Below are 26,650 nucleotides of genomic sequence, written 5' to 3'. Positions count from 1 at the left end.
CGGCGTCCTTGGTTTTCGCGCTCACACGGCCTCCTTCGTGCGGTCGGTGAGGTGCAGGAAGACCTCGTCCAGCGTCGGCCGGCGCACGGCCACGTCCTCGGCCGTCAGACCGGCCTCCTCCAGCGCCCGTACGACGGCGGAGAGCGCCGCCATGCGGTCGGCGACCGGGGCGCTGATCAGCCGGCGGTCGGGGTCGACGCGGACGCCCGTGAGCGGCAGCAGTGCCACCGCGGCGCCGAGCTGTCCGGCGTCGCGCAGGACGACGTCGACGCGGTCGCCGCCGGTGGCCGCCTTCAGCTCGTCGGCCGTGCCGTCGGCGACGACCCGGCCCGCGTCGACGACCGAGATGCGGTCGGCGAGCTGGTCGGCCTCCTCCAGGTACTGGGTGGTGAGCAGGACCGTCGTACCGCCGCCGACCAGAGAGCGGACCGACTCCCACACCTCGGCACGGCCGCGCGGGTCGAGGCCCGTGGTCGGTTCGTCCAGGAAGAGCACCTCCGGTTCGGTGATCAGGGACGCGGCCAGGTCCAGGCGGCGCCGCATGCCGCCGCTGTAGGCGCTGACCGGTTTGCGGCCGGTGTCGGCGAGGTCGAAGCGCGCCAGGAGTTCGTCGGCACGCGCGCGGGCCCGCCGGGCGCCCAGGTGGTGGAGGCGGCCGAACATCTCCAGGTTCTGCCGGCCGCCGAGCTCCTCGTCGAGCGCCGCGTGCTGGCCGAGCAGGCCGATGCGCAGCCGTACGGCGTACGCCTCGCTGACGACGTCGTGGCCCGCCACCTCGATCCGGCCCGCGTCGGGGCGCAGGAGGGTGGACAGGATGCGGACCAGGGTCGTCTTGCCCGCGCCGTTCGGCCCCAGCACCCCGTGCACCGTGCCTCGCGCGACCGTCAGGTCGAGTCCGTCCAGCGCGTCCTTGCTGCCGTATGTCTTGCGTGCCCCTTTGACGGTGATCACCGCGTCGGCCACTGACACCCCTCCGATTAATCAAACTTGACTACCGACCCGGGACCATATCCCCGCCGATCCCCTTAGTCAAACTTGATTAGTCGCGGTCTCCCGGGTGCCGCTCCCCCGTCGCGTACGGGTTCTCCTCGCCCTCCCCCAGGACGCCGACGAACGGCTCGCCCTCTCCGGCGAAGGTGTACGCCCCGCCCCGGATGCGCTCGACGAGCGCACGCGTCCACTCCGCGCCGGTGTCGGCCGAGTGCACCCAGAAGTTCATGATCTCGCCGATGTGACCGAACTGCCCGGGGCCGCCCTCGGGCGTGTAGTACTCGGTGACGGCCTTGCGCCACTCCCGGATGGCCCGGATCCGTTCCTCCAGGAGGGCGAGCACCTCGTCGCGGCCGAGGTCGACCATCAGGCCGAGGCCGGCGGAGAGCACGTCCGGCTTCTGGTCGTAGGCGGTGAGGGACTTCCGGAGCAGGGCGAAGTACTCCTCGGTGCCCTCGTCGGTGATCTCGTACTCGGTGCGCGGCGGGCCGCCGGCGGTCGACGGGGCGATCTCGTGCGCGTGCAGCAGGCCCTGCTTCGCCATCTGCTTCAGCGCGTGGTAGATCGAGCCGGGCTTGGCGTTGGACCACTCGTGCGCGCCCCAGTACTCCAGGTCGTTGCGCACCTGGTAGCCGTGGGCCCGCCCGTGCTGGCGGACCGCGCCGAGCACCAGGAGACGCATCACTGACATGGGGTCCAGGTTAGGCCTGGGCGCCCTGTTCCCCCGCCACCAGGTCCCAGGCCACGGCGCCGTCCAGGGACTCGCGGATGATGTCGGCGTGGCCGGCGTGCCGGGCCGTCTCGCGGATCAGGTGCAGGCACAGCCAGCGCATGGAGACGTGCTCGTCCGGGGGGAACCAGGGCTCGTCCGGCAGCGGGAAGGTGTCGTCCAGGCTGGGTACCGAGCGGATGAACGCCTCCGTCTCCGCGGCGACCTCCTCCCAGTACGCCAGTTGCGAGGCGACCGTCTCGTCACCCACGAGCCGAAAGCACTCGTGCCAGTTGGTCTCGTCCCGCTTGACGGCCGGCGGCTCCTGCCTGGCGCGGGCGATCCAGCCCTGCTCCACCTCGGCGACGTGCTTGAGCAGTCCGGCCAGGGACAGTTCGCTGGCGCTCGGACGGGACGCCGCCTGCTCCTCCGTCAGCCCCTGCACCGACCGGCGGACGCCGCCGCGCTGCTCGGCGAGGAAGGACAGCAGCGCTCCGCGCTCGTCGCCCTGGGCTTCGGCTCGTACGTGAGTGACCATGACCGGCCGCCTTTCGTCGGTTTCGGTTGCGATCGCGGCTTCGGAAGGGGGCTTCCTTGCCTGGCACCGACGACGCTACGGGCCCTTGCGGTCAGCTTCTGTCCGCAAGGGCCCGGGTGTTCCGGCACGATCCGAAAGGCCTAGAAGGGGAACCCGCTCCGGCCGTGCTGGACGGAGATCCACTTCTGCGTGGTGAAGGCGTCCAGCATCGTGTGGCCGTTCAGGCGGCCGATGCCGGAGTGCTTCTCGCCGCCGAAGGGCACGATCGGCTCGTCGTGCACGGTGCCGTCGTTCACGTGGAACATGCCGGTGTCGACCTGCCGGGCGAAGCGCACGCCGCGCTCGATGTCACCGGTGTGCACGGCGCCGCTCAGGCCGTACGGGGTGTCGTTGACGAGGCGCAGGGCCTCGTCCTCGCCGTCGAACGGGACGAGGAGGGCGACCGGCCCGAAGACCTCCTGCCGCAGCAGCGCGGAGTCGGCGGGCAGGCCGGTCAGGACCGAGGGCTCGACCAGGTTGTCCGTGGTCGAGCCGTGCAGCAGGGCGGTCGCGCCCTCGGCGACCGCCTGCTCGACGACGGCGGAGAGGGCGTCCGCCTGCGAGGAGTTGATCACCGGGCCGATGACGGTCGACGGGTCGCGCGGGTCACCGACCTTGAGGGCCCTGACCTTGGCGACGAACTTCTCGGTGAACTCGTCGGCGACCGAGCGGTCGACCAGGATGCGGTTGGCGGCCATGCATACCTGGCCCTGGTGGACGTACCGGCTGAAGACGGCGGCGTCGACCGCGTAGTCGACGTCGGCGTCGTCGAGGACGACCAGGGCGCTGTTGCCGCCGAGTTCCAGCACCGAGCGCTTGAAGTGGGCGGCACAGACCGTGGCCACATGGCGGCCGACCTGGTCGGAGCCGGTGAAGGAGATCACCTTCGGGACCGGGTGTTCCAGGAAGGCGTCGCCTATCTCCGCGATGTCGGTGATGACGACGTTGAGCAGGCCGCCCGGCAGGCCGGCGTCCTCCAGGATCTTCGCGACCAGGGTGCCGCCGACGACCGGCGTGTTCTGGTGCGGCTTGAGGACCACGGCGTTGCCGAGCGCGAGCGCCGGGGCGACCGACTTGAGGGAGAGGAGGAACGGGAAGTTGAAGGGGCTGATGACGCCCACGACGCCGACCGGCACCCGGTAGACGCGGTTCTCCTTGCCGTCGACCGGGGAGGGGAGGATCCGGCCCTCGGGCCGCAGCGCCAGGTGGATCGCCTCGCGCAGGAACTCCTTGGCGAGGTGCAGCTCGAAGCCGGCCTTCAGACGCGTGCCGCCGAGCTCGGCGGCGATCGCCTCGCTGATCTCCGCCTCGCGCTCCTCGACGAGCCGCAGCGCCTTCTCGAACACCGCGCGGCGCGCGTACGGGTTGGTCGCCGCCCACTGCTTCTGCGCGCGCTCGGCCGCCCGGTACGCGGCGTCGACCTCGTCGACCGTGGCTGTCGTGATCGAGGCCAGCTTCTCGTTGTCGTACGGGTTGAAGTCGATGATGTCCCAGGAGCCGGTGCCCGGGCGCCACTCGCCGTCGATGTACTGCTGGGCGAGGTCGGTGAAGTACGACGACATGTGTTCCCTCAATCCCCTAGCTGCCGCTCGGAAGCCGCCTGATGGGGTGTCATCGTACTTATGTTTCAAGAGAGTTGGAGGAGACCCCGGAGAAGGTCACGGCTCTGGTCCGGGCCCGGACTGTCCTGCTGCAGTTCCTTCAGCGCCGTCTCGTACTGGGTGACGTCCTCGTGCTTGTCCAGGTACAGCGCGCTGGTGAGCTGCTCCAGGTACACCACGTCCGACAGGTCCGACTCGGGGAAGCTCAGGATCGTGAACGCGCCGCTCTCGCCGGAGTGCCCGCCGAAGCCGAACGGCATGATCTGCAGCCGGATGTTGGGGCGTTCGGACATCTCGATCAGGTGCTGGAGCTGGCCGCGCATCACCTCGCGGTCGCCGTACGGGCGGCGCAGCGCGGCCTCGTCGAGGACGATGTGGAACTCGGGCGCGTTCTCGGCGACGAGATGCTTCTGCCGCTCCAGACGCAGCGCCACCCGCCGCTCGACGTCCGCGTCCGCCGCGCCCTTCATGCCGCGCCGGACGACCGCGCGGGCGTACTCCTCGGTCTGCAGCAGGCCGTGCACGAACTGCACCTCGTACACACGGATCAGCGAGGCCGCGCCCTCCAGGCCCACGTAGGTGGGGAACCAGCTGGGCAGCACGTCGGAGTAACTGTGCCACCAGCCCGCGACGTTGGCCTCCTTGGCCAGGGAGAGCAGGGAGGAGCGCTCCTGCTCGTCCGTGACGCCGTACAGCGTCAGCAGGTCCTCGACGTCCCGCGTCTTGAAGCTCACCCGGCCCAGCTCCATCCGGCTGATCTTCGATTCGGAGGCGCGGATCGAGTAGCCCGCCGCCTCGCGCGTGATCCCCCGCGTCTCACGCAGTCGCCTGAGTTGTGATCCGAGCAGCATGCGCCGCACCACCGATCCGGGCTCTCCCGCGCTCACGTTCGCCAGCCTCCCCAGCCGTCTTCAGGGGCCGAAGTCTGCCACTAAAACACTCCGAGCAGTACTCGCCCGGTTACGGAAACGGAATCGGGCCATCACAAACGCGCAGGTCCCTGCACGGAAGGAGCCGACGACGGCCCCCGAGCGCGGCTGAACGAGGCTGAACGAGATGAAGAGGAGACGAAGATGGCGGAAAAATTGACCAACAAGCGGTACGGTCAGGTCCATTTCGGTCACGTGCACGTGCATCTGCCCTTGCATCTGCGGTACGCATCCGAAACCATGGTCCCGCACCACCGCGCCGCATCGCTACGACCGCGAATTCCCGGGAGTGCCTCGCATGGGGACGAATGGATCGACCATGCTCGAGCCGTTACGGCAGGGCCTTCCGCCACTCGATCCCGCGGCCGTGTCCAACGCCGCCTCCTGCTCCCTTCCACCCCGTTACGACGCGGTGCGCGAGGCCCGGCGGTTCACCCGCAGGACACTCGACGGCTGGGACACGGGCGACCGCTTCGACGACGTGTGCCTGGTCGTCTCCGAACTGGTCACCAACGCCCTCCGGCACGCGCTGCCGGCGAACACCCCGCGGCAGGCGGACCGGACCGGTCCCGTCCGGCTGCATCTGATGCGCTGGACCGGGCGGCTGGTGTGCGCGGTGCGCGATCCCAGCCACGACAGCCCGGTGGCCCGCGAGACGGACGACTTCTCGGCGGAGTCGGGACGGGGCCTGTTCCTCGTCGACTCCTTCAGCGACAGCTGGGGCTGGCACCCGCTCGCCGGCACGCTCGACGGCAAGGTGGTCTGGGCGCTGTTCCGGCTCCACCAGTCCGGCGAGCACCCCTGCGGATGACGGACCGCGGTGCCTCCAGGTGCCGCGGTCTCGCGGCTCAGCTCGCGACCAGGTGGTCGAACTCGCCGTCCTTGACGCCCAGCAGCATGGCCTCGATCTCGGCGCGCGTGTAGACGAGCGCGGGACCGTCGGGGAAGCGGGAGTTGCGCACCGCCACCGCGCCGTCGGGCAGCCGCGCGAACTCCACGCAGGAACCCTGCGAGTTGCTGTGCCGGCTCTTCTGCCAGGCCACGTCGTGCAACTGCGTGGCGGCCATGCCGTTGTACACGCCGGACGCGTCGTCAACGTCGTACACGTCGTGGTCCACAGGTCGCTCCCCGGTGGTGCACTGGCTGATGTGGCCATTGATGCAGTGGTCAACTGGTCCGGATCATAGCCCCGTTCACGTGCGGATGCATGAGCAAATGCACGTGCACGCGCGGTGCTCTTTCGGTTACAGCTTTGACGACCGCTTTACCGAGCCTTGTCCTCTTTGACGCCCGCTCCGAAGAACTCGTTCCCGCTTGTTCCCGCTTGTGCCCCGGAATTCGTCAAATATGCAACGAACCGGGGGCCCGCTCCCCGAGCGGGCCCCCGGTCGCGGTCGCGGCGCCGGCCTGCGGCACGGCGCGCACGGCGCGGCACGGCGCATACGGCGCGGATCAGCGCGCGGGGTACGGCAGCAGTGCCATCTCCCGCGCGTTCTTGATCGCCCTGGCCAACTGCCGCTGCTGCTGCGACGACACGCGGGTGACGCGACGGCTGCGGATCTTGCCGCGGTCGGAGATGAACTTCCGCAACAGGTCGGTGTCCTTGTGGTCGACGTACGTCACCCCGGCCTGGTCCAGCGGGTTGGGTCGTTGCCTGACGGGCTTGCGGTCGCTCGTGCGGGGCATGGGGTCAGACCTCCAGGAGGGTGTCGAAGGCGGACGGCAGCCGCTGCCAGGCGGCCCGTCCGGCGGCGTACTCGGCGTCGGTCAGCAGGCAGGACTCCAGGAGCCGTTCCAGGCCCTCGCGGTCGAGGCCGGGCGACGTGAAGACCAGGTGCTGGCAGCGGTCGCCGTGCTCGGGGTCCCAGTCCAGCGCGGCGGCGGCCCGGCGCACCGGCGGGACCAGGTCCCAGGCGGCGTCGGGGAGCGCGGCGAGCCAGGGCCCCGCGCTCTCCACGCAGAGGGCTCCGCCGGCGGCGTCCCAGTGCAGCAGCGTGTCCGTCCTGTCGGCGAGCCAGAACCGGCCCCGGCTGCGGGCGGCGGCGCAGGTCAGGTCCTCCAGCGCCGCGTACAGCCGCTCCGGGTGGAAGGGGCGGCGCCGGCGCCAGACGAGGGTGGCGACACCGTGCGCGTCGGCCTCGGCGGGCAGCAGGGCGCAGGCCGGATGCTGGGCCGCCGCCGCGGCCTCCACGTCGAAGCCGGCGAGGGCGGCCCGTGCGAGCTCCGGTCCCGCCGCGCCCGCCGGATCGCCGTGGCCGGTCGGGACGATCGGGACCTGCCGTGCCGTCGGGTGCAGCTGGGCCAGCAGCTCGCGGTCCTCGTCGTCGGCCACCGGTACGTCGGCGTCGGAGCCCGCGCCGGAGTCGGCGACGGCCAGGACGGGGGCGTACTCCAGCTGGCGCGCGAAGGTGTCGGCGACGGTGCGCTGGTCGGTGGCCGCGGCGGCGAGACCCCGCTCGGCGAGGTCGTCGCCGTTGCCGAGGTACGGCAACACCAGCGCCGGGTCGACGGCGGTGATCACGCCGGTGACGGTGAAGCCGCCGGCCGTCACCACCTCCGCCATCGCCTTGGGCTCGACGGAGTCCCACAGCTCGACGACGGCCAGCGGGGTGCCGCCGGCGTCCGCGAGCCGTTCGAGCTCGGGAACGAGGTCCTCGCGCAGGGCGCAGCACGCGCAGTCGTCGACCAGGGGCGCCTCGCCGGCGGACAGGACGCCGGTGGCGTCCCGGACGGTCCGTACGACCGTGCCCGCGGGGGCCGTCGCCAGGTCGTGGTGCAGGACGACGCTGCCGGGCACGTCGGCCAGCAGCCGGGCGACGGCCGCCCGACGGGCGTCCGCGTGCAGCCCGGCGACGATCACCACAGGCAGCGCCGCCGGAGCGCTCATGCCCCGCCCTCCTTCCCGTACCGCCGCTCGAAGCGCTCCACGCGTCCGGCGGTGTCCAGGACGCGGGCGGTGCCGGTGTAGAAGGGGTGGCTGACGTTCGAGATCTCGACGTCGACGACCGGGTAGGTGGTGCCGTCCTCCCACTCGATCGTCCGCTCGCTGGTCATGGTCGAGCGGGTGAGGAAGGCGTGGTTCGCGGCGCGGTCGCGGAAGACGACCGGACCGTACTGCGGGTGGATTCCCTCGCGCATGGCGGTGGTCAGCGCTCCTCTCGGAAATCGACGTGCCGGCCGGCGACCGGGTCGTACTTGCGCAGGACGAGCCGGTCCGGGTCGTTGCGGCGGTTCTTGCGGGTGACGTAGGTGAAGCCGGTGCCGGCGGTGGACCGGAGCTTGATCACCGGACGGAGTTCGTTGCGAGCCATGCCCACATCTTACTGAAAATGAATTCCATTAGCCGTCCAGGAGGGGCGGGCCTGAAAGAGAGGTGCGTCACCGTGTCCGCGCCCTGCGTGCCGACAGCCCCGGGGCGCGAACCCCACCCGCGTGCGCGAGACGTCCTGGTAGCTTGCGGCTGTCTTGGGGCCGACCCGGCCGTCCGGCTACAGCTTGGAGCTTCCGGTGACGTGGGTGACTGCGGAGAGCACGGCGAGTACGGCGAGCGTGACGAGTGCGGCGAACGTGCGGAGTACGGCCGCCCGTGCGCCGGGTCCGGGCGGCTCGCGCCGGCGCGCGCGACGGCCCTTCCGGGCGGCGGCCGCGGCCGTGGGGCTGGTCGGCGCGCTGGTGCTGACCGCGTGCACCGACGAGGGTGGCTCCGATGACGGCGCGGGCGGGGGCGACGCGCCCTCGGCCGTTCCCAGCGGGTCCGCGAGCCCGTCCCCGAGCCCGTCCGCGAGCGCGGATCCGGGCGCCGGCACCGGTGGCGGGCTGGACGGCAGCTGGCTGGCCACCACCGGCGGTGATGCCGTCGCGCTGATGGTCACGGGCGACAAGGCCGCCCTCTTCGCCACGGGCGGAGCCGTGTGCAGCGGCACCGCCGACGAGGGCTCCGGCGCCCGGACGATCCGCCTGAAGTGCACGGACGGCAGCGACGACCGGGCGACCGGGACGGTGGAGTCGGTCGACGGGACGTCGCTCACGGTGAAGTGGCGGGGCGCCCTCGGCGAGGAGACGTACACCAGGTCCGAGGGCGGTTCGTTGCCCCCGGGGCTGCCGACGGCCGGTCTCGGCTCCTGAACCGCGCGCCGGCGTCCACGCGGGGCAGGACGACGGCCGCGCGGGCCGGGGCCCCGCACCCGTCCCGCACGGGCGTCGCCTACGGCAGCGGCCGCCGGTGGCCGACCCGGGCGCGGTCGGCCGCGCGGGTGCCCTCCGTCCAGCCCGCCGCGTCACCCGCACCGCGCAGGCGGGTCGTGGTCGTCTCCGGGAACATGCGCTCCAGACGATCGGTGACCGCGACCTCGCGGGAGGCCAGGACCGGCAGGAGGTCCACGTCCGTCTCCGTACCGGTCTGGGCGGTGGCCGCCTCGGCCGCCGCCCGGAGCCGGGTTCCCGCGCGGTGGGCGTAGGCGGCGAGGAACGACTGACGGAAGGTCTTGGTCCGCTTGCGCCCGCCCGCACGCTGGGCGGCCTCCGCCTTCGTCATCGCGGCCTCGGCCTGCACCAGCAGCGAGGTGTAGAGGAGTTCGACCGCCTCCAGGTCCGCCTCGAAGCCGACGACAGTGGAGAAGCCGAGAGGTTCGTTCCACACGGCCCGGCAGTGGTTGGCGTCGGCCACCGCGTCCAGCAGGACCGCCTTGGCCTGCTCGTACGGCGGCTCCACCCCGATCCGGCACGCGCCCGGGGCGTCGGGCGCGGGCGCGTGGGCCGCCAGCAGCGCCTCGTCGATGCTGTGCCGGGCCATCAGCTCCTGCGCCTTGGCGCTGAGCGCCTCCGCCTCCTCCGGATATCCGGTCGCCTCCGCCTTGGCGAGCAGTGCGCGGATGCGGGCGAGGGCTCGGGACTCCGGCCGGCTCTCCCGCCGAGGGTCCTCCTCCTTCCCCGGCCGCCCCGTTTCCCCCGTTTCCCCCGATTCCAGGGGTTCCAAGGAGGGCAGGCGCAGCAGCAGGCGGTACAGCTCCAGTACGGCGGTGGCGTGCGAGAAGCGGTCGGTACGGGGCGGCGCCTGATCCGGTACACCGGCGAGCTGCGCGGCCCAGCGGGGACCGCGCGGGCGGTCGTCCGGCGCCTGGGCCCGGATCAGCGCCGCCACCAGCCCTACGTGGACGTCGTCCAGTTCGCGCCGCACGATCCGTATGAGGTCGGCGGGCTGCCAGCCGCGTCGCCAGGCCGAGGCCACGAACTCCTCGCCCCGGCGGGCCAGTTCCGCGTCCGCCGCCGGGTCGGCCGCGAGTAGCGAGGCGGCGCTGTCGAGGGCGGCGTCGGCGGTGTCGTACAGGGCGGTCTCGAAGGCACGGTCGATGGTGCGGGACGTACTCACCCGGCGATGGTGCCACGATCCCCCGGAACGTCTCACTCCGCGGAATTCACCCGGGCCCGCGCCACCCGGGACCGCGCCCACCCGGCGCCGCGCCCACCCGGCGCCGACCATGGCGCGCATGGTGGGCATGACCCTCCACACGGCTTTCCTCATCGCCGCCTTCGCCCAGTGCCCGTGCCGTCCGACCCCACTGTCAACCAGTGGTTGACAGTGGTCGAGGCGCAACCTACGGTTGACACATGACGACGAACCCGAGCATCACGTCATCCGTACGGCTCGACGAACTCATCACCGCGATCAAGAAGGTGCACGCGGAGCCCCTCGAACAGCTCCAGGACGCCGTCATCGCCGGCGAGCACCTCGGCGAGGTGGCCGATCACCTCATCGGACACTTCGTGGACCAGGCCCGGCGTTCGGGTGCGTCCTGGACGGACATCGGCAAGAGCATGGGCGTCACCCGGCAGGCGGCGCAGAAGCGCTTCGTGCCGAAGGAGTCGGCCGGGCTCGACCCGAACGAGGGCTTCAACCGCTACACACCGCGTGCCCGCAACGTGGTGATGGCCGCGCACAACGAGGCCAAGGCCGCGCACCACGCCGAGGGCCTGCCCGAACACCTCGTCCTCGGGCTGCTCGCCGAGCCGGAGGCCCTCGCCGTCAAGGCGATCGCCGACCAGGGCGTCACCCCCGACGCGGTCCGCGCGGCGGCGACCGCCGTGCTCCCGCCGGCCGTCGAGGAGGCCCCCGACCTGGTGCCGTACGGCCCGGCGGCCAAGAAGGTCCTGGAGCTCACCTTCCGCGAGGCCCTACGCCTGGGCCACAACTACATCGGCACCGAGCACCTCCTGCTCGCCCTGCTGGAGCACGAGAACGGCGAGGGCGTCCTCAGCGGCCTCGGCCTCACCAAGGCCAGGACCGAGGACTGGATCGCCAGGGTGCTCGCACAGATCCAGATCCAGCACACGGACGGCGAACAGGGCGATCGGGGCGTGCAAGGCGAGCAGGGCGCGCGCGAGGAGGGCTGAGCCCGCGTGACAGGGGCGTTGTCAGACCCCCTGTCAGACCCCCCTGTCAGACTCGCGGTATGGCCGAACGGTGGGCGCTCGCCGTGGCCGAGGACGGTGGTGTGGACGTCGCCCCCCTCGGCCCCGACGGGCTGCCCGCCGGCCCGGTGCGCCGGGAGCCCGGCCCCGCCGAGGCCGTGCGCGGCCGGCCGCACGCCGCGCGGTGGGTGTGGCGGTCCACCGCGGAGGTCTACCCGCGCCTGCTCGCCGCGGGGGTGCGAGTGGACCGGTGCTACGACGTGGAGGCCGCCGAGACCCTGCTGCTCGGCCACGAGGGGCGGTACGGCGAGCCGCGCTCGGCGGCGGCGGCCCTGGCGCGGCTGCGCGGCGGCCCTGTGCCGCCCGACCCGCCGCAGCGCTCCGCCGAGCCGGGCGCGCAGTCCCCTCTCTTCGAGCCGCAGGGCGTCCGCCTGCCGCTGGACGACCTGCTCGCCGTCTACGCCGAGCAGCAGCGCCGCCACGACCGGTCCGCCCACCCCGACCGGCTGCGGCTGCTGACGGCGGCCGAGTCCGCGGGGACGCTGGTGGCCACCGAGATGAACCGGGCGGGGCTGCCCTGGCGGGCCGACGTGCACCGCGAGGTACTGCACGACCTGCTCGGCGAGCGGTACGCGGGAGGGGGCGAGCCGCGCCGCCTGGCCGAGCTGGCGGAGGAGGTGTCCGCCGCCTTCGGCCGCCGGGTGCGGCCCGACCTGCCCGCGGACGTCGTCAAGGCGTTCGCACAGGCCGGGATCAAGGTCGGCTCCACCCGCCGGTGGGAGCTCGAGTCGGTCGACCATCCGGCCGTGCAGCCGCTGATCGAGTACAAGAAGCTGTACCGCATATGGGTCGCCCACGGCTGGTCCTGGCTGCAGGACTGGGTGCGCGACGGACGGTTCCGCCCCGAGTTCCTCGCCGGCGGCACCGTGACCGGCCGCTGGGTGACCAACGGCGGGGGCGGGCTGCAGATCCCCAAGGTCATCCGGCGGGCCGTCGTCGCGGACCCGGGCTGGCGGCTGGTGGTCGCGGACGCCGACCAGATGGAGCCGCGCGTGCTGGCGGCGATCTCCCGGGACCCCGGTCTGATGGAGGTGGCCGGCCGGGAGACCGACCTCTACCAGTCGGTGTCCGACCGCGCCTTCTCCGGCGACCGTGCCCAGGCCAAGCTCGCCGTGCTCGGCGCGGTCTACGGCCAGACCTCCGGCGACGGCCTGAAGAACCTCGCCGCGCTCAGACGCAGATTCCCCAGGGCGGTGGCGTACGTGGACGACGCGGCCCGCGCGGGCGAGGAGGGGCGGCTCGTACGCACCTGGCTGGGGCGCACCTGCCCGCCGGCGGCCGGAGCGGCCGACGGCGCCGAGGAGGCGGGGCTGCCGCAGGACGGCCCCTCCGACGCCCCCGGCCCGCAGGAGTGGGTGCCCGGCTACGCCTCCACCAACGCCCGCGCGCGGGGCCGCTTCGCCCGCAACTTCGTCGTCCAGGGCAGCGCCGCCGACTGGGCCCTGCTGCTGCTCGCCGCGCTGCGGCAGGCCTGCGCGGACAAGGCGGCGGAGCTGGTCTTCTTCCAGCACGACGAGGTGATCGTGCACTGTCCCGAGGAGGAGGCCGACGCCGTCGTCGCCGCGATCCGGGAGGCGGCGGAGCTGGCGGGACGGCTGACGTTCGGCCGGACACCGGTGCGGTTCCCGTTCACGACGGCGGTGGTGCGGTGCTACGCGGACGCCAAGTGACCGCCGGGCGGTGACCCGGGTGATGCCGGTGGTTCCGGTGATACCGGCGGCCCCCCAGGGGGCGGTTCAGCGATCGGTGAGCAGCCCGGCGTCGTGCGCGAGGACGGCGGCCTGCACCCGGTTGGCGCAGCCGGTGCGGGTGAGGATCCGGCTGATGTGCGCCTTGACCGTGCCGGCGCTCAGATACAGCTCGTCGGCGATCTCCGCGTTGGACAGGCCCGTACCGAGCAGCCGCAGGACGTCCCGTTCGGCCGGGGTCAGCTCTTCGGTCCTGCGCAGGGCGGCCTCCGTGTCCCGGCCGGACCGTACGTGCCGGTCCAGCAGTTGCCGGGTGATACGGGGGGCCAGGACCGGTTCGCCCCTGGCGGCGAGCTGCACGGCGCGTATCAGGTCGGCGGGCCCGGTGTCCTTGAGGAGGAAACCGCTCGCGCCGGCCCGCAGGGCGCGTGTCACACTCGCCTCCTCGCCGAACGCCGTCAGCATCACGACACAGGTGCGGGGCGAGAGCCGGGCGATCTCCTCGGCGGCCGTGATTCCGTCACCGGCCGGCATCTGGATGTCGAGCAGGGCGACGTCGATGTCCTGGGTGCGGCAGGCGGCCACGGCCTCCTGGCCGTCGCCCGCCTCGGCGACCACCTCGATGTCCTCGGCGTTCTCCAGGATCAGCCGGATCCCCACGCGCATCAGCGCCTCGTCGTCGGCGACCAGGACTCGGATCATCAGCTCATCTTAGAGCCGCCATCATCAGCAGGACGATGAGGAATCCCGCCGTCGGCAGGACCACGAGCAGCGCCGCGCAGCCCGATCCCAGGACACGCGGCCAGGTCAGGATCTCGTCGGGCAGCGGGGCACGGGCTCCTGACGGCCCTAGGCGGCCGGGGGCGCCGGGGGGTCCGGGATGACCGGGGGGCCCAGGGTGACCGGGGGGCCCAGGGTGACCGGGGGGCCCGGGGTGACCGACGTGGCCGGGGGGTTCCACGAGGTGCCCTCCGCCGCCGGGATCCCCCGCGCCGCCGGACGTGAGGAGCGGCGTTCCCGGCGCGGTGCCGTCGAGGGACCGGTGCCCGTGGACGGGCAGCCAGGCGGCCAGACGGAACCCACCGTCCGCCAGGGCGCCCGCCTCGAACGTCCCGCCGAGCAACGCGATCCGCTCGTGACAGCCGGCCAGCCCGCTGTGGGTCCCCCCGTGGGAGTGGACCGCAGCACGCGGTGCCTCGTTGGTGACGGACACCCCGACCCCCCTGTCCGTGGCCCTGACCTCCACCCTGGTGGGCGCGCCGGACGCGTGTTTCAGCACGTTCGTCAGCCCTTCGCGGACCACCCGGTGGATCGCCTGCCGCGTGCGGAGCCCCACCTCGACCGTGTCGGGCACGGCCCAGTCCAGCTGGACGGTACTGCCCGTCTGCCGGGATTCCGTCACGAGGGCGGTGATGTCCTCCCGCGTCCCCCGCTCGTCCCCGGCTCGGTCCGCCGGGTCCGCCAGGTCCGCGTGGCGCAGTACCCCGAGGACTTCGCGGAGTTCCTCCATGGCCGTACCGGCGGTCGTGCGCAGCAGCTCGGCCTGCGCGACGAGGGCCGGCGCCTGTCGCGCGGCGGCGAACTCGAGGGCCCCGGCGTGCACCGAGATCAGGCTCAGACGGTGGCCCAGGAGATCGTGCATCTCTCCCGCGATCCGGTTCCGTTCCTCCATCCGGGCCGCGGCGGCAGTCAGCGTGCGGGCCTGCTCCAGATAGGCGTTGCGCTCCCGCAACAGGCTGACCAGGGGCCGCCGACGCCCCAGCAGGGTTCCGGAGAGGGCGGGGAGCAGCAGAAGCAGGACCACGGAGAGCGCGGTGCCCGCCAGCGCCACCGGCAGCGCGTCGGACCGGACCAGGGCGTCGGCGACGGTCAGGACACCGACGACGGCGCAGGCCGCCCCCACGGTCCGCCACGCGCGCCGCGGCGGTGCGATACGGCGGGTGGCGGACAGCACGATCAGCGGCAGCACCACCAGCGACCACACGTTGTCGCCCGCGACCAGCACGGCGGAGCCCAGGACCGCCGCGACCGGCGCCCCGCGCCGGGCGGGGACGAGCAGCGCCGCCCACAACGCCTCCAGCACCGCCGTCACCGGCCGCTCCGGGGGCACCAGCAGCAGCGGGACCAGACCGAGGGCCGCCGTCAGGGCACAGAGCAGGGCCTCGACGACGACCGTACGGCGCCCCGCGGCACGCACCCCGCTCCAGCCCCCGGCCACCTCCCGGCGGACCGCCCCCCATATGCCGGCCGTCGTGCGTCCCGGATGTCCGGACGGGCGCGACGGCCGTGCGGCCTCGGACAACCGACTCATGACCAACTCCTGCTCGCCACCGTGCGTCTTGAGGGAGGAACGGTAGCCGCGCCGTTCATCGCAGGGCGTGCCCCGGGGGTCACACGGCCGCCCGGAGGGCCGGCTCCGCCCGCAACGCGGCCACGTCCACCTGCTCGGCGGCCAGCAGCCGTACGACCGTGCCGCCGGACCCGGCGTCCCCGTCCGGCGCCGGCTCGTCGAGCAGCGCGGACAGCAGGTGGACCGTACCGACCGTGGGCGAACCGTGCTCGGCGGCGGTCAGCCGCGCGACGGCCTTGATCCGGTCGGCGGCGGCGGTCAGCGGCGAAGGGTCGTCGTCGCCGTCCCCGGCATCACCGCCGTCGTCACCACCCGGTGCGCCGGGTATGCCGGCGGACGGGATCGCCGCGGCCGCGGAGACGAGAGCGTCCTGCCGCACGCCGTGCCGGCGCAGCAGCTCCGGAGCCGCGTTGGCGTCCGCCAGACTCGCGGGGAGGGAGCGCCCGGCGACGTACAGGGCCCGGTCCAGGGCCAGTATCCCCAGCAGCAGATCCACCGGCTCCGCCGCGAGGCGCCCGCACCGTACCGCTTGCCGCACGGCCTCGACGGACACCGCGAACAGGAACGGTGAGCCGTCCAGGCCGGCGCCGGAGGTCCACGACGTGAGCGCCCGCGTGAGCCGGTTACCGCTCTTGCCCAGCGTCCCGGCGCGGCGGAGCAGGGTGACGCCGCGGGACTCCACCCCCTCGGTCTCCGCCGGGGCGGCGGCGTCCAGCCGGTCGAGCGCGGTCGCCGCGGCGGCCGGGTCCAGCCGCTCCAGCAGCAGGGCTTCGCCCGCCCTGCTGTCCGGCACCTCCAGCAGGGCACGGGCCACATGCCGGCACCGCACCGAGACCGTCCCCTCGGCACGGGCCGCCCGCAGCGCGAGCAGCAGGCAGGCACGCATCGCCCCGGTCATCCGGGGCGGCACCCGCCCGCTCTCCGGGGCCGGTCCGCGCCGTCCAAGCCCATGCCGCCACCACGCCTCACGCCAGGCGGCGTCGACCTCCGCCTCGTCGACCTGCCGATCGGCGACGACCGGCGCACCGTGCACCTCGTCGTCCCTCGCCCAGCCCTCGCCCGCGTGACCCCGGATCCGGCCGCTGAGGGAACCGGCCTTCCGCATCCCCGGGGCGATCGCCGCTCCCGCGTCCGTGTCCCCCATCACGAGCTCCCCCAGCAGGGTGTCCGTCCCCACGGCCGGCAACCCGCTCCTGTCGGCACGGCGCATCGTCTGTACGAGCAGGTCCATGACGTCCGGCTCGAACTCCGTGGTCACCCCGGCCATCGCACCGGCATGGGCCCCCATCGCCCCTCGCTGCTCCATCGAGCGTCCTCCTCGCACCGCGTCGGTCTGCTTCGAACGACGCTAGGCGCCCCCCTCCCGCCACCGCGTCGGCCGACCGGCCACACCCGCGATCCGACCGGCCACACCCGGCGTCCGGTCATCGGACGGACGGAACAAAAAAAGACCCGCAGGCCAGAAAGATCTGACCTGCGGGTCTCCAGTGGAGCCGCCTTCGGGATTCGAACCCGAGACCTACGCATTACGAGTGCGTTGCTCTGGCCATCTGAGCTAAGGCGGCGCGCTGCGCACCCATGGTGCGATCAGCAACGTCGGTAAGTCTACACAGTTTCGCGGGGTGCTTCGTACCCGCCCCGGAGGCCGGGGTTCCGGTGCTCCGGGGCGGGAGGGCGGGCGTGGCCCGGTTACGAGCAGCGCTTGCCGTCCTCCGGTGCGGTGCCGTCCAGGAGGTAGGTGTTGATCGCGGAGTCGACGCAGGCGCTGCCGCGGCCGTAGGCGGTGTGGCCGTCGCCCTCATGGGTGAGGAGGCGGCCGGAGGCGAGCTGGCCGGCCAGGGCCTGCGCCCAGCGGTACGGGGTGGCCGGGTCGCGGGTGGTGCCGACCACGACGATCGGGGCGGCGCCGGCGGCCTCGATGCGGTGCGGCTCCCCCGTGGGCGCCACCGGCCAGTACGCGCAGTTCAGGGAGGCCCAGGCGAGGCCCTCGCCGAAGACGGGGGACGCCTTCTCGAAGTCGGGGAGCGCGTCGCGCACCTCGTCCGGGGAGGAGAAGGCCGCGGGGAGGTCCAGGCAGTTCACCGCGGCGTTGGCGAACATCATGTTGCTGTAGCGCCCGCCGGCCTCGCGCTCGTAGTAGCTGTCGGACAGGGCCAGCAGGCCCGCGCCGTCGTTCTTCTTCATCGCCGAGGTCAGCGACTCGCGTAGTTGCTGCCAGGCGCCCTCGTCGTACATCGCCGCGATCACGCCGATGGTGGCGAGGGACTCGGTGAGCCGGCGGCCGTCCGCGTCACCGGTGGGGGCGGGCCGCGCGTCCAGCTTGGCGAAGAACGCCTTCAGGTTCCTGCCGACCTGGTCGGGGGAGGTGCCCCGGCCGCCGAGCGGGCAGTCCGGCTGCCGTACGCAGTCCTCGGCGAAGGCCCGGAACGCCGTGTCGAAGCCCGCCGTCTGCTCCAGGTTGAGCCGCCGGGCGGGCAGGGACGGGTCCATCGCGCCGTCCAGAACCATGCGGCCCGCCCGCTCCGGGAACAGACCGGCGTACGTCGCCCCCAGGAACGTGCCGTACGAGGCTCCGACATAGGTCAGCTTGCGGTCGCCCAGGACCACCCGCAGTACGTCCATGTCCCGGGCCGCCTCCACGGTCGAGACGTGGCGCAGCAGCTTCGGCGCGTCCGCTCCGCAGCCCTCGGCGAAGTCCTTGTAGGCGTCGACCAGCACGTCCGTCTCGCGCTCGTCGTCCGGAGTGACGTCCGTCTGCGTGTACGCGTCCATCTCGCGGCCGTCGAGGCACTCCACGGGCTCGCTGCGGGCCACGCCCCGCGGGTCGACCGCGACCATGTCGTACCGGGCGCGGACCTTCGCCGGATAGCCGATGCCCGCGTACTGCTGGAGGTAGCCGATCGCCGAGCCGCCCGGGCCGCCCGGGTTCACCAGCAGCGAGCCCAGCCGCTCGCCCGGACCGGTGGCCTTCTTGCGGGCCACGGCGAGCCGGACGTCCCCCTCGGCCGGCTTCGCGTAGTCGAGCGGGGCCTTCATGGTGGCGCACTGGAAGCCGGGGACACCGCAGTCGCGCCAGCTCAGCTTCTGCTCGTAGTACGGCGACAGCTCGGAGGGCGTGCCCTCGGGCAGCGCGGCCAGAGTGGTCTTCGCCGCCTCCGTCGACCCGGCGGCCTGCGCCGCCTCCGCCGCCGAACCGGCGGACGTCGACGCGCCCCCGGCCGAGCATGCGGTGGCGAGCAACGCGGCGGCGAGAAGCGTGGCTCCGGTACGAGGGCCGCCGATGCGTGTCCTGCGGTGTGTGCGCCTTGAGTGCATCCAGCGAGCGTAACTCTCCGCGATCATCCCGATGCGGTGCGTGCCCGACGTGGCTCGTACGAGTTACGCCGTCAACCGCTCCCGGTCTCCCGGCCCCTCCCGTGGTCTCCCCCGTCCCCGGAGGCTCAGCCCGCTCTGAGCGCCATCGTCATCGCCTCCACCGCGAGCAGCGGCGGCACATTGCGGTCGAGGGCCTCCCCGCAGGCGGCGATCGCCTCGATGCGGCGGAGCGTGGACTCCGGAGAGCTGTCACGGGCAAGACGCTCCAGGGCGTCCTCGGCGTCGGTGCTGGCGATCGCCACCCGGGAGCCGAGCTGGAGGGCGAGAACGTCGCGGTAGAAGGCGGTGAGTTCGGCCAGCGCCAGGTCCAGGCTGTCGCGCTGCGTGCGCTTCTTGCGGCGCTTCTGGTCCTCCTCCAGGTCCTTCATCACGCCCGCCGTGCCGCGCGGCAGCCGGCCGCCCTGGGCCGCTCCCAGCGCCGCCTTCAGTTCCTCGGTCTCCTTGGCGTCCCTCTCCTCGGCGAGTTCCTTGGCGTCGGCGGCCGCCGCGTCGACCAGCTCCTGCGCCGCCCTGAGCGCGCCCCCGACGTCGTCGACCCGCAGTGGCAGCTTGAGCACGGCGGCCCGGCGCTCGCGGGCGGCCGGGTCGGTGGCCAGGCGGCGGGCCCGGTCGACGTGGCCCTGGGTGGCACGGGCCGCCGCGGCGGCGACGTCCGGCTCGATGCCCTCACGGCGTACGAGCATGTCGGCGACGGCCTCGACCGACGGCGTGCGCAGGTTCAGGTGGCGGCAGCGGGAGCGGATCGTGGGCAGCACGTCCTCGACGGACGGGGCGCACAGCAGCCACACCGTGCGGGGAGCGGGCTCCTCGACGGCCTTGAGGACGGCGTTGGCGGATCTCTCGTTCAGCCGCTCGGCGTCCTCGACGAGGATGATCTGCCAGCGGCCGTTCGCCGGCGAGGTGAACGACTTGCGGACGGTGTCCCGCATGTCCCCGACGCGGATCTCCGCGCCGACTGCGGCCACCGTGCTGACGTCGGCGTGGGTGCCGATGAGCGCCGTGTGGCACCCGTCGCAGAACCCGCAGCCGGGGACGCCGCCGAGCGCGCGGTCGGGGCTCACGCACTGGAGCGCGGCGGCGAAGGCCCGCGCCGTCTGCGTCACCCCCGCGCCGGGCGGTCCGGTGAACAGCCAGGCGTGCGTCATGCTCGACGCCTCGGGGAGCGGTCCGGCGGCCGCGGCGGCGGTGACGAAGGCGTCGGCGTCCCGGGCGGCGGCGGCGAGCCGCTCGCTCACCGTCTCCTGCCCGACGAGGTCGTCCCACACGGTCATGGGTCACGCCGTCCTTCCGTCACACGCCGTTCTTCCGTCACGCGCCGCCGCATCGTCCGCGCCGCGCCATCCATTGTGGAGGCCCCCACTGACAACGGGCGCCGACGGGACGGGCCGGCGACGGCGGCGGGCCGGCGACGGGCCGCTCAGCGGCGGCCCCGGCCCCTTCCCCGGCGTCCTCCGTCGTCGTCGCCCCCGCTGCCCTGACCGCCGTCCCGGCCACCGTCCCGGCCGTCGTCACGCGGTCCGAGCAGCTCGTCCGCCAGGGACGGCAGGTCGTCCAGCGGCGTCTCCTCGGCCCAGTCCGAGCGGTGCCTGCGGGACGCCACGGCCCCGGGGTCGATCTGGGGCAGCTCGCGGGTGCGGTCCTCGGGCTCGACGAAGCGGTCGGGCCGGACGGCGGGGTCTTCCTTGCGGAAGTAGTCCACCGGGACCCGGTCGACGGGGTCGTCCCCGCGCACGGGCGGCAACACGGCCGTCTCGTCGGCGTCCCCCGGTGTCACGGGCGGCAGGACCGCCGTCTCCTCCGCGGCCCCCGGATCCACCGCCGGCAGGACCGCCGTCTCCTCCGCCGCGCTCGGCGGGACCGGCGGCTTCGGCAGCTCCGCCGTCACCTCGGACTCGGACGGGGCGGGCGCCCCGGCCGTCCGCCCGTCGTCGCCCCGCGCGTCCGTGCGGGGACCGGCGTCACGCGTACCGTCGTCGGCGTCGGCGTCACGCGTACCGTCGTCGGCGTCACGGTCGTCCCGCACCGGCCGCAGTACCGTCGTGTCCTCCACCGAGCCGCCGGAGGTGTCCGCCGGTGACACGACCGGTGTCGGCACGGTCACCGCGTCCGAAGGGGCGGCGGCCGGCGCCGGACGGGGCGCGTCCGCCGCGGGAGGGGCCGTCGGCCTGGGACCGGCGGCGGCCGCGGCGGCCGCCTGCTCCGCCGCCCGGCGTGCCTCCTCGGCCCGCATCAGGGCCTCCTCGGCCTTGCGCTGCTTCTCCAGGCGCCGGGCCTCGGCCTCGGCCCGCAGCCGTTCCTCCTCCTCGGCCTGCTTGCGACGCCGCTCCTCCTCAGCCCGGCGCCGCGCCTCCTCCTCGGCTCGTGCCTTCTCCTCCGCGAGGAGCCGTGCCCGCTCCTCCTCGGCCTTCCGACGGGCTTCCTCGGCCCGCTGACGGGCCTCCTCTGCCTGCCGTTCCGCCTCCCGCCGCTGCGCCTCCTCCAGCTCGCGGCGCTTGCGCTCCTCCTCCTCGGCGCGCAGCCTCTCCAACTGCTCGAGGCGCTCGCGCTCCAGGCGCTCCTCCTCGGCCTTGCGCGCGGCCTCCTCCTCGGCCTTGCGCCGCGCCTCCTCCTCGGCCTTGCGGCGCGCCTCCTCCTGGGCCTTGACCTCCGCCTCGGACAGCGGCAGCACCTGGTCGAGCCGGTGGCGTACGACAGTGGTGACGGCCTCGGGCTCCTGGCTCGCGTCGACGACGAGGTAGCGCCCGGGGTCGGCCGCGGCCAGCGTCAGGAAACCGGAGCGCACGCGCGCGTGGAACTCGGCGGGCTCCGACTCCAGCCGGTCCGGCGCCTCGGTGAACCGCTCGCGCGCGGCCTCCGGCGAGACGTCCAGCAGGACGGTGAGGTGCGGTACGAGCCCGTTGGTCGCCCAGCGGTTCATCCGGGCGATCTCGGTCGGCGAAAGGTCACGGCCGGCGCCCTGGTAGGCCACCGAGGAGTCGATGTAGCGGTCGGAGATCACCACCGCGCCGCGCTCCAGAGCGGGCCGGACCACCGTGTCGACGTGCTCCGCGCGGTCGGCGGCGTACAGCAGCGCCTCCGCGCGGTGCGACAGTCCGGCGCTGGAGACGTCCAGCAGGATCGACCGCAGCCGCTTGCCCACCGGGGTCGCTCCCGGCTCACGGGTGAGCACGACCTCGTGCCCCTTGCCCCGGATCCACTCGGCGAGGGCCTCGGCCTGGGTGGACTTCCCGGCGCCGTCGCCGCCCTCCAGGGCGATGAAGAACCCGTTCGCCGCGGGCGTCGGCACCGGGTCGTCGCCGCCGAGCAGCGCGTCCCGCAGGTCATGGCGCAGCGGCACCCCGGAGCGGTCGTCGACCTTGGCCAGCACCAGCGCGGCCACCGGCAGCAGCAGCGCGCCGACCAGCATCAGGACGAACGCGGCACCGCCGTGCGCGAAGACGAACTTGCCGTTCTCCAGGCGGTGCGGGCCGATCGCCGCCGCCATCACGGGGGCGATCACCGCGCCGAGCGCCACGCACACCCGGACGACCGCGTGCAGGTGCTCGGTGGTCCGCGCCCGCCGGTGGTCCTCGGTCTCCTGGTCGAGCAGCGCGTGCCCGGTGTTCGCGCTCACGCCGGCGCCGACACCGGCCAGCGCGAGGAGCAGCAGCACGGTGGTGTCGTCCGGGACGAGCCCGGCGGCCAGCAGGGCGACGCCGGCGAAGGCGATCGCCAGGGCCAGCAGCCGCCGACGCGACAGGGACGGCAGCAGGGCGGGTGCGGTACGGATGCCGACGACGACCCCGCCGGTCAGCGCGCCGACCATCAGCCCGTACAGCACGGGTCCGCCGCCCAGGTCCTTGGCGTGCAGCACCGCCACGGCGACCGCGGCGGCCACCACCATGGCGACCGCCGCGCAGGCGAGCACCAGCAGGGGCAGCACCCCGGTGCGGCCCCTGTCGACGCTCGCGCCGCTCTTCGGCCGGCGCACGCCCTCCAGCGGCGACCGCGCGCGGGGGGTGCGGAGGCCGGGCAGCTCCAGGAAGGTCAGCACGGACAGCGAGGCGGCGAACAGCCCGGCCGCGGCGTACGAGCCGAGCGCCGCCTGGTGCTCGGCGAACCAGTCGACGCCGGCCCCCAGCAGGTTGTTCAGCAACCCCGCGACGACCAGCAGGACGCCGGCGAGCGGGATCGCCACGAAGCTCGTGCGCAGGGACAGGCGGCGCAGCGCGTCCATGTGGTCAGGCAGCGGTCGTACCGTCGCGCCCTCCAGGGGCGGCGCCGGCAGCAGCGCGGGGGCCGCGCTCTCCCGGCACACCGTCCAGAAGCGCTCGGCGACGCCGGAGAGGAAGACGGTCACCAGGAGGACGGCCAGGGCCTCGTCCGGAGTCCAGTCGATCCACAGCGGCGCGACGATGAGCAGCGCGGCCCGCAGACCGTCGGCGCCGACCATGGTCCAGCGGCGGTCGAGCGGGCCGTCCTGCGAGGTGAGGGAGGTGAGGGCCCCGAGCAGCACGGCGCCGAAGAGCAGCGTCGCGAGGATGCGTACGCCGAAAACGGTCGCCACTGCGAACGCCACGCCCCGGTAGCCACCGCCGAAGGAGCCCGCGCCGATCGCGGCCTGGACGGCGAGGAGGACCAGCACCAGCAGGGCGAGGATGTCGCCGACACCCCCCACGAGCTGTGCGCTCCACAACCGCCTCAGCTGCGGACGGCGCAGCAGGGCGCGGACGGCGCGCTCGCGGGAGTCCGCGACCAGGGCGTCGTCCGGGGCGGAGTGAGGGGCCGTTGGCTGGTCGGCTCGCGTCATGCGTTCAGCCTATCGGTCGTCACCGACAGCCCGGCGTGCCCGGCCGAACGTACGCACGCCCCGACATCGAAATGATGCCGGGGCGTTCGTTTCGCGAAGAGCGGATGCGGCGCTCAGTGGTTGCGCGCCGGGGTCACTCCTCCGACGCCTTCGACGCGGTCGCCTTCTTGGCGGCCGTCGTCTTCGTCGTGCTCTTGGCGGCCGTCTTCTTCGCGGCCGTCGTCTTCGCCGCCGCCGTCTTCTTGGTGGCCGCCGCCTTCTTGGCCGGGGCCTTCTTCGCGGTGGTCTTCTTGACGGCCTTCTTCGCCGTCTTCTTGGCGGGGCCCTTGGCGCGCTTCTCGGCGAGCAGCTCGTAGCCGCGCTCCGGCGTGATCTCCTCGACGCTGTCGCCGGAGCGCAGGGTCGCGTTGGTCTCGCCGTCGGTGACGTACGGGCCGAAGCGGCCGTCCTTGACGACGACGGGCTTCTCGCTGACCGGGTCGGTGCCCAGCTCCTTCAGCGGCGGCTTGGCCGCGGCCCGGCCACGCTGCTTGGGCTGGGCGTAGATCGCCAGCGCCTCGTCCAGCGTGATCGTGAAGAGCTGGTCCTCGGAGGTGAGGGACCGCGAGTCCGTGCCCTTCTTCAGGTACGGGCCGTAGCGGCCGTTCTGCGCGGTGATCTCGACGCCCTCCGCGTCGGTGCCGACGACGCGCGGCAGCGACATGAGCTTCAGGGCGTCGTCCAGGGTGACCGTGTCCAGCGCCATCGACTTGAACAGCGAGGCCGTCCTCGGCTTCACGGCGTTCTTGCCGGTCTTCGGGGTGCCCTCGGGGAGCACCTCGGTGACGTAGGGCCCGTAGCGGCCGTCCTTGGCGACGATGGTGTGGCCGGTGGCGGGGTCGGTGCCCAGCTCGAAGTCGCCGCTCGGCTTGGCGAGCAGTTCCTCGGCCAGCTCGACGGACAGTTCGTCGGGCGCCAGGTCGTCGGGCACGTCGGCGCGCTGGTGGTTCTCGGAGTCCTTCTCGCCGCGCTCGACGTACGGGCCGTAGCGTCCGACGCGCAGCACGATGTCGTTGCCGACGGGGAAGGACGACACCTCGCGCGCGTCGATCGCGCCGAGGTCGGTCACGAGTTCCTTGAGGCCGCCGAGGTGGTCCCCGTCGCCGTTGCCCGCGTCGGCCGCGCCGCCGCCCGCGCCCTCACCGAAGTAGAACCGTCGCAGCCACGGCACGGCCTGCGCCTCGCCGCGGGCGATGGCGTCGAGGTCGTCCTCCATCTTGGCGGTGAAGTCGTAGTCGACGAGCCGCCCGAAGTGCTTCTCCAGGAGGTTGACGACGGCGAAGGACAGGAAGGACGGGACGAGTGCCGTGCCCTTCTTGAACACGTAGCCGCGGTCCAGGATCGTGCCGATGATCGACGCGTACGTCGACGGGCGGCCGATCTCGCGCTCCTCCAGCTCCTTGACCAGCGACGCCTCGGTGTAGCGGGCCGGGGGCTTGGTGGCGTGGCCGTCGACCGTGATCTCCTCGGCCGTCAGGGCGTCGCCCTCGCCGACCTGCGGCAGGCGGCGCTCGCGGTCGTCCAGCTCGGCGTTCGGGTCGTCGGCGCCCTCGACGTACGCCTTCAGGAAGCCGTGGAAGGTGATCGTCTTGCCGGACGCGCTGAACTCGACGTCCCGGCCGTCGGAGGCGGCGCCGCCGATCTTCACGGTGACGCTGTTGCCGGTCGCGTCCTTCATCTGGGAGGCGACGGTCCGCTTCCAGATCAGCTCGTAGAGCTTGAACTGGTCGCCGGTGAGTCCCGTCTCGGCCGGTGTCCGGAAGCGGTCGCCCGAGGGGCGGATCGCCTCGTGCGCCTCCTGCGCGTTCTTGACCTTGCCGGCGTACGTCCGCGGCTGCGCCGGGAGGTAGTCGGCCCCGTACAGCTGCGTGACCTGGGCGCGGGCGGCGGTGATCGCCGTGTCGCTCAGGGTCGTCGAGTCCGTACGCATGTAGGTGATGTAGCCGTTCTCGTACAGCTTCTGGGCGATCTGCATGGTCGCCTTGGCGCCGAAGCCGAGCTTGCGGCTGGCCTCCTGCTGCAGCGTCGTCGTACGGAACGGGGCGTACGGCGAGCGGCGGTACGGCTTGGACTCGACGGAGCGGACGGCGAAGCGCGTGTTCTCCAGCGCGGCGGCGAGCGCCCGGGCGTTCGCCTCGTCGAGGTGGAGGGTGTTCGCGCCCTTGAGCTGCCCCAGGGAGTCGAAGTCGCGGCCCTGCGCGACGCGCCTTCCGTCGACGGTCTGCAGGCGGGCGACCAGCGACGACGGGTCGGAGGCGTCCCCCGCGCGGCCGGTCGCGAAGGTGCCCGTCAGGTCCCAGTACTCGGCGGAGCGGAACGCCATGCGCTCGCGCTCCCGCTCGACGACGAGGCGGGTGGCGACGGACTGGACGCGGCCCGCCGACAGCTTCGGCATGACCTTCTTCCACAGGACCGGCGAGACCTCGTAGCCGTAGAGGCGGTCGAGGATGCGGCGGGTCTCCTGGGCGTCGACGAGCTTCTGGTTGAGCTCGCGCGGGTTGGCGACGGCGGCCCGGATCGCGTCCTTGGTGATCTCGTGGAACACCATGCGCTTGACCGGGATCTTCGGCTTGAGGACTTCCTGGAGGTGCCAGGCGATGGCCTCGCCCTCGCGGTCCTCATCGGTGGCGAGGAAGAGCTCGTCGGAGTCCTTCAGCAGGTCCTTGAGCTTCTTGACCTGGGACTTCTTGTCGGCGTTGACCACATAGACGGGCTGGAAGTCGTGTTCGACGTCCACACCGAGGCGGCGGACCTCGCCGGTGTACTTCTCCGGCACCTCCGCCGCGCCGCTGGGAAGGTCGCGAATGTGCCCGACGCTCGCCTCGACGACGTAGCCAGGGCCGAGATAGCCCTTGATCGTCTTCGCCTTGGCAGGCGACTCGACGATGACGAGTCGGCGGCCGCCCTTCGCGGTCTCGCTGGTCGGGGACAACTTCGCTCTTCTCTCCGGTCGACGCTGGGGCCTCCCCAGGCGGTGGTCCCGGGGTCGGGTGGCACTGCTTTTCGGTCGTGACGCTGCGGAGTGTGACGGTACCTCCCGCCCCCGTGTCAAACGGGAAAAGCCCGCAACGGCCACTCGAACGGTAACCCGACGAACCCTGTTCCTGCCGCCCGGAGTGCCCATCGACCCCGATG

At 73.2% G+C, this 26,650-nt stretch carries 22 protein-coding genes and 1 tRNA gene; 4 read left to right on the top strand and 19 right to left on the bottom strand.

Features of this window, described 5'->3' with window-relative positions:
- Positions 1–21: 21 nt before the first annotated feature.
- The 5 genes from KUM32_RS06075 to KUM32_RS06055 all read right to left on the bottom strand — a co-directional run bounded on the left by KUM32_RS06075 (position 22) and on the right by KUM32_RS06055 (position 4,728).
- Complete coding sequence (locus KUM32_RS06075; protein WP_217140755.1) at positions 22–963, bottom strand: ATP-binding cassette domain-containing protein; 942 nt, start codon at positions 961–963, stop codon at positions 22–24.
- Positions 964–1,039: 76 nt separating this feature from the next.
- Entirely contained in the window at positions 1,040–1,681 is a 642-nt protein-coding gene (locus KUM32_RS06070) for a PadR family transcriptional regulator (RefSeq protein ID WP_217140754.1), read from the bottom strand.
- A gap of 10 nt (positions 1,682–1,691) precedes the next feature.
- Positions 1,692–2,237 (bottom strand): DinB family protein, encoded by a 546-nt coding sequence (locus KUM32_RS06065; RefSeq protein WP_217140753.1) that lies wholly within the window; start codon positions 2,235–2,237, stop codon positions 1,692–1,694.
- Positions 2,238–2,377: 140 nt separating this feature from the next.
- Positions 2,378–3,838 carry an aldehyde dehydrogenase family protein gene (locus tag KUM32_RS06060; protein ID WP_217140752.1) on the bottom strand — a complete coding sequence of 487 codons (1,461 nt, stop codon included), beginning with the start codon at positions 3,836–3,838 and terminating at the stop codon, positions 2,378–2,380.
- A gap of 65 nt (positions 3,839–3,903) precedes the next feature.
- Positions 3,904–4,728 (bottom strand): helix-turn-helix transcriptional regulator, encoded by an 825-nt coding sequence (locus tag KUM32_RS06055; protein WP_217140765.1) that lies wholly within the window; start codon positions 4,726–4,728, stop codon positions 3,904–3,906.
- Between the two features lie 397 nt (positions 4,729–5,125).
- On the opposite strand from KUM32_RS06055, the gene KUM32_RS06050 reads away from it, so the two are divergent.
- Complete coding sequence (locus tag KUM32_RS06050; RefSeq protein WP_254405105.1) at positions 5,126–5,617, top strand: ATP-binding protein; 492 nt, start codon at positions 5,126–5,128, stop codon at positions 5,615–5,617.
- Positions 5,618–5,654: 37 nt separating this feature from the next.
- On the opposite strand, the gene KUM32_RS06045 is transcribed toward KUM32_RS06050, so the two are convergent.
- The 5 genes from KUM32_RS06045 to rpmG form a co-directional block, all read right to left on the bottom strand.
- Positions 5,655–5,924, bottom strand: coding sequence for a DUF397 domain-containing protein (locus KUM32_RS06045; RefSeq protein WP_217140750.1), 270 nt, complete (start codon positions 5,922–5,924; stop codon positions 5,655–5,657).
- Between the two features lie 334 nt (positions 5,925–6,258).
- The gene (gene rpsR / locus KUM32_RS06040; RefSeq protein ID WP_217140749.1) at positions 6,259–6,492 is read right to left on the bottom strand and encodes a 30S ribosomal protein S18; all 234 of its coding nucleotides are present in this window, start codon (positions 6,490–6,492) and stop codon (positions 6,259–6,261) included.
- A 4-nt stretch (positions 6,493–6,496) separates the two neighbouring features.
- Positions 6,497–7,693, bottom strand: coding sequence for a GTP-binding protein (locus KUM32_RS06035; protein ID WP_217140748.1), 1,197 nt, complete (start codon positions 7,691–7,693; stop codon positions 6,497–6,499).
- Positions 7,690–7,944: a type B 50S ribosomal protein L31 gene (locus KUM32_RS06030; RefSeq protein WP_217140747.1), complete on the bottom strand. Its 255-nt coding sequence runs from the start codon at positions 7,942–7,944 to the stop codon at positions 7,690–7,692. The genes KUM32_RS06035 and KUM32_RS06030 overlap by 4 nt, the downstream gene beginning before the upstream one ends.
- 8 nt (positions 7,945–7,952) lie before the next feature.
- Positions 7,953–8,117, bottom strand: a complete 165-nt coding sequence (gene rpmG, locus KUM32_RS06025) for a 50S ribosomal protein L33 (protein ID WP_019329852.1) — start codon at positions 8,115–8,117, stop codon at positions 7,953–7,955.
- 196 nt (positions 8,118–8,313) lie between these two features.
- On the opposite strand from rpmG, the gene KUM32_RS06020 reads away from it, so the two are divergent.
- Complete coding sequence (locus KUM32_RS06020) at positions 8,314–8,931, top strand: hypothetical protein (protein ID WP_308408602.1); 618 nt, start codon at positions 8,314–8,316, stop codon at positions 8,929–8,931.
- Between the two features lie 79 nt (positions 8,932–9,010).
- Here the strand turns inward: KUM32_RS06020 and KUM32_RS06015 are convergent, their stop codons facing one another.
- A complete protein-coding gene (locus KUM32_RS06015) occupies positions 9,011–10,174 on the bottom strand; it encodes a DUF2786 domain-containing protein (protein WP_308408601.1) in 1,164 nt (387 codons plus the stop codon).
- 239 nt (positions 10,175–10,413) lie between these two features.
- On the opposite strand from KUM32_RS06015, the gene KUM32_RS06010 reads away from it, so the two are divergent.
- Together KUM32_RS06010 and KUM32_RS06005 are read left to right on the top strand one after the other, a co-directional pair.
- Positions 10,414–11,196 (top strand): Clp protease N-terminal domain-containing protein, encoded by a 783-nt coding sequence (locus tag KUM32_RS06010; protein ID WP_217140746.1) that lies wholly within the window; start codon positions 10,414–10,416, stop codon positions 11,194–11,196.
- Positions 11,197–11,255: 59 nt separating this feature from the next.
- Positions 11,256–12,944: a bifunctional 3'-5' exonuclease/DNA polymerase gene (locus KUM32_RS06005; protein ID WP_217140745.1), complete on the top strand. Its 1,689-nt coding sequence runs from the start codon at positions 11,256–11,258 to the stop codon at positions 12,942–12,944.
- 66 nt (positions 12,945–13,010) lie between these two features.
- On the opposite strand, the gene KUM32_RS06000 is transcribed toward KUM32_RS06005, so the two are convergent.
- From KUM32_RS06000 to topA, 8 genes are all read right to left on the bottom strand, one after another.
- Positions 13,011–13,664: a response regulator transcription factor gene (locus tag KUM32_RS06000; protein ID WP_217140744.1), complete on the bottom strand. Its 654-nt coding sequence runs from the start codon at positions 13,662–13,664 to the stop codon at positions 13,011–13,013.
- Positions 13,665–13,668: 4 nt separating this feature from the next.
- On the bottom strand, positions 13,669–15,273 hold the full coding sequence (locus KUM32_RS05995; RefSeq protein WP_217140743.1) for a histidine kinase: 1,605 nt from the start codon (positions 15,271–15,273) through the stop codon (positions 13,669–13,671).
- Between the two features lie 79 nt (positions 15,274–15,352).
- A complete protein-coding gene (locus KUM32_RS05990) occupies positions 15,353–16,618 on the bottom strand; it encodes a Clp protease N-terminal domain-containing protein (protein ID WP_217140742.1) in 1,266 nt (421 codons plus the stop codon).
- A 182-nt stretch (positions 16,619–16,800) separates the two neighbouring features.
- Positions 16,801–16,877 (bottom strand) — tRNA-Thr (locus tag KUM32_RS05985).
- A gap of 124 nt (positions 16,878–17,001) precedes the next feature.
- A complete protein-coding gene (locus KUM32_RS05980; protein WP_217140741.1) occupies positions 17,002–18,627 on the bottom strand; it encodes an alpha/beta hydrolase in 1,626 nt (541 codons plus the stop codon).
- A gap of 125 nt (positions 18,628–18,752) precedes the next feature.
- Positions 18,753–19,958 carry a DNA polymerase III subunit delta' gene (locus tag KUM32_RS05975; RefSeq protein ID WP_217140740.1) on the bottom strand — a complete coding sequence of 402 codons (1,206 nt, stop codon included), beginning with the start codon at positions 19,956–19,958 and terminating at the stop codon, positions 18,753–18,755.
- Between the two features lie 146 nt (positions 19,959–20,104).
- A complete protein-coding gene (gene tmk / locus KUM32_RS05970) occupies positions 20,105–23,476 on the bottom strand; it encodes a dTMP kinase (protein WP_217140739.1) in 3,372 nt (1,123 codons plus the stop codon).
- Positions 23,477–23,609: 133 nt separating this feature from the next.
- Positions 23,610–26,447 (bottom strand): type I DNA topoisomerase, encoded by a 2,838-nt coding sequence (gene topA, locus KUM32_RS05965; protein WP_217140738.1) that lies wholly within the window; start codon positions 26,445–26,447, stop codon positions 23,610–23,612.
- Between the last annotated feature and the right edge of the window lie 203 nt (positions 26,448–26,650).

Source organism: Streptomyces sp. AC627_RSS907 (genome assembly GCF_019049165.1).
Note: the sequence above shows the minus strand (reverse complement) of the source record. Positions and strands in the feature narration are given on the sequence as shown.

What these genes read in the sequence shown, in the direction of transcription:
- KUM32_RS06070 (WP_217140754.1), bottom strand. Translation starts at nt 1,681, where the DNA reads ATGTCAGTGATGCGTCTCCTGGTGCTCGGCGCGGTCCGCCAGCACGGG.
- KUM32_RS06065 (WP_217140753.1), bottom strand. Translation starts at nt 2,237, where the DNA reads ATGGTCACTCACGTACGAGCCGAAGCCCAGGGCGACGAGCGCGGAGCG.
- KUM32_RS06060 (WP_217140752.1), bottom strand. Translation starts at nt 3,838, where the DNA reads ATGTCGTCGTACTTCACCGACCTCGCCCAGCAGTACATCGACGGCGAG.
- KUM32_RS06055 (WP_217140765.1), bottom strand. Translation starts at nt 4,728, where the DNA reads ATGCTGCTCGGATCACAACTCAGGCGACTGCGTGAGACGCGGGGGATC.
- KUM32_RS06050 (WP_254405105.1), top strand. Translation starts at nt 5,126, where the DNA reads ATGCTCGAGCCGTTACGGCAGGGCCTTCCGCCACTCGATCCCGCGGCC.
- rpsR (WP_217140749.1), bottom strand. Translation starts at nt 6,492, where the DNA reads ATGCCCCGCACGAGCGACCGCAAGCCCGTCAGGCAACGACCCAACCCG.
- KUM32_RS06035 (WP_217140748.1), bottom strand. Translation starts at nt 7,693, where the DNA reads ATGAGCGCTCCGGCGGCGCTGCCTGTGGTGATCGTCGCCGGGCTGCAC.
- KUM32_RS06030 (WP_217140747.1), bottom strand. Translation starts at nt 7,944, where the DNA reads ATGCGCGAGGGAATCCACCCGCAGTACGGTCCGGTCGTCTTCCGCGAC.
- rpmG (WP_019329852.1), bottom strand. Translation starts at nt 8,117, where the DNA reads ATGGCTCGCAACGAACTCCGTCCGGTGATCAAGCTCCGGTCCACCGCC.
- KUM32_RS06010 (WP_217140746.1), top strand. Translation starts at nt 10,414, where the DNA reads ATGACGACGAACCCGAGCATCACGTCATCCGTACGGCTCGACGAACTC.
- KUM32_RS06005 (WP_217140745.1), top strand. Translation starts at nt 11,256, where the DNA reads ATGGCCGAACGGTGGGCGCTCGCCGTGGCCGAGGACGGTGGTGTGGAC.
- KUM32_RS06000 (WP_217140744.1), bottom strand. Translation starts at nt 13,664, where the DNA reads ATGATCCGAGTCCTGGTCGCCGACGACGAGGCGCTGATGCGCGTGGGG.
- KUM32_RS05995 (WP_217140743.1), bottom strand. Translation starts at nt 15,273, where the DNA reads ATGAGTCGGTTGTCCGAGGCCGCACGGCCGTCGCGCCCGTCCGGACAT.
- KUM32_RS05990 (WP_217140742.1), bottom strand. Translation starts at nt 16,618, where the DNA reads ATGGAGCAGCGAGGGGCGATGGGGGCCCATGCCGGTGCGATGGCCGGG.
- KUM32_RS05980 (WP_217140741.1), bottom strand. Translation starts at nt 18,627, where the DNA reads ATGCACTCAAGGCGCACACACCGCAGGACACGCATCGGCGGCCCTCGT.
- KUM32_RS05975 (WP_217140740.1), bottom strand. Translation starts at nt 19,958, where the DNA reads ATGACCGTGTGGGACGACCTCGTCGGGCAGGAGACGGTGAGCGAGCGG.
- tmk (WP_217140739.1), bottom strand. Translation starts at nt 23,476, where the DNA reads ATGACGCGAGCCGACCAGCCAACGGCCCCTCACTCCGCCCCGGACGAC.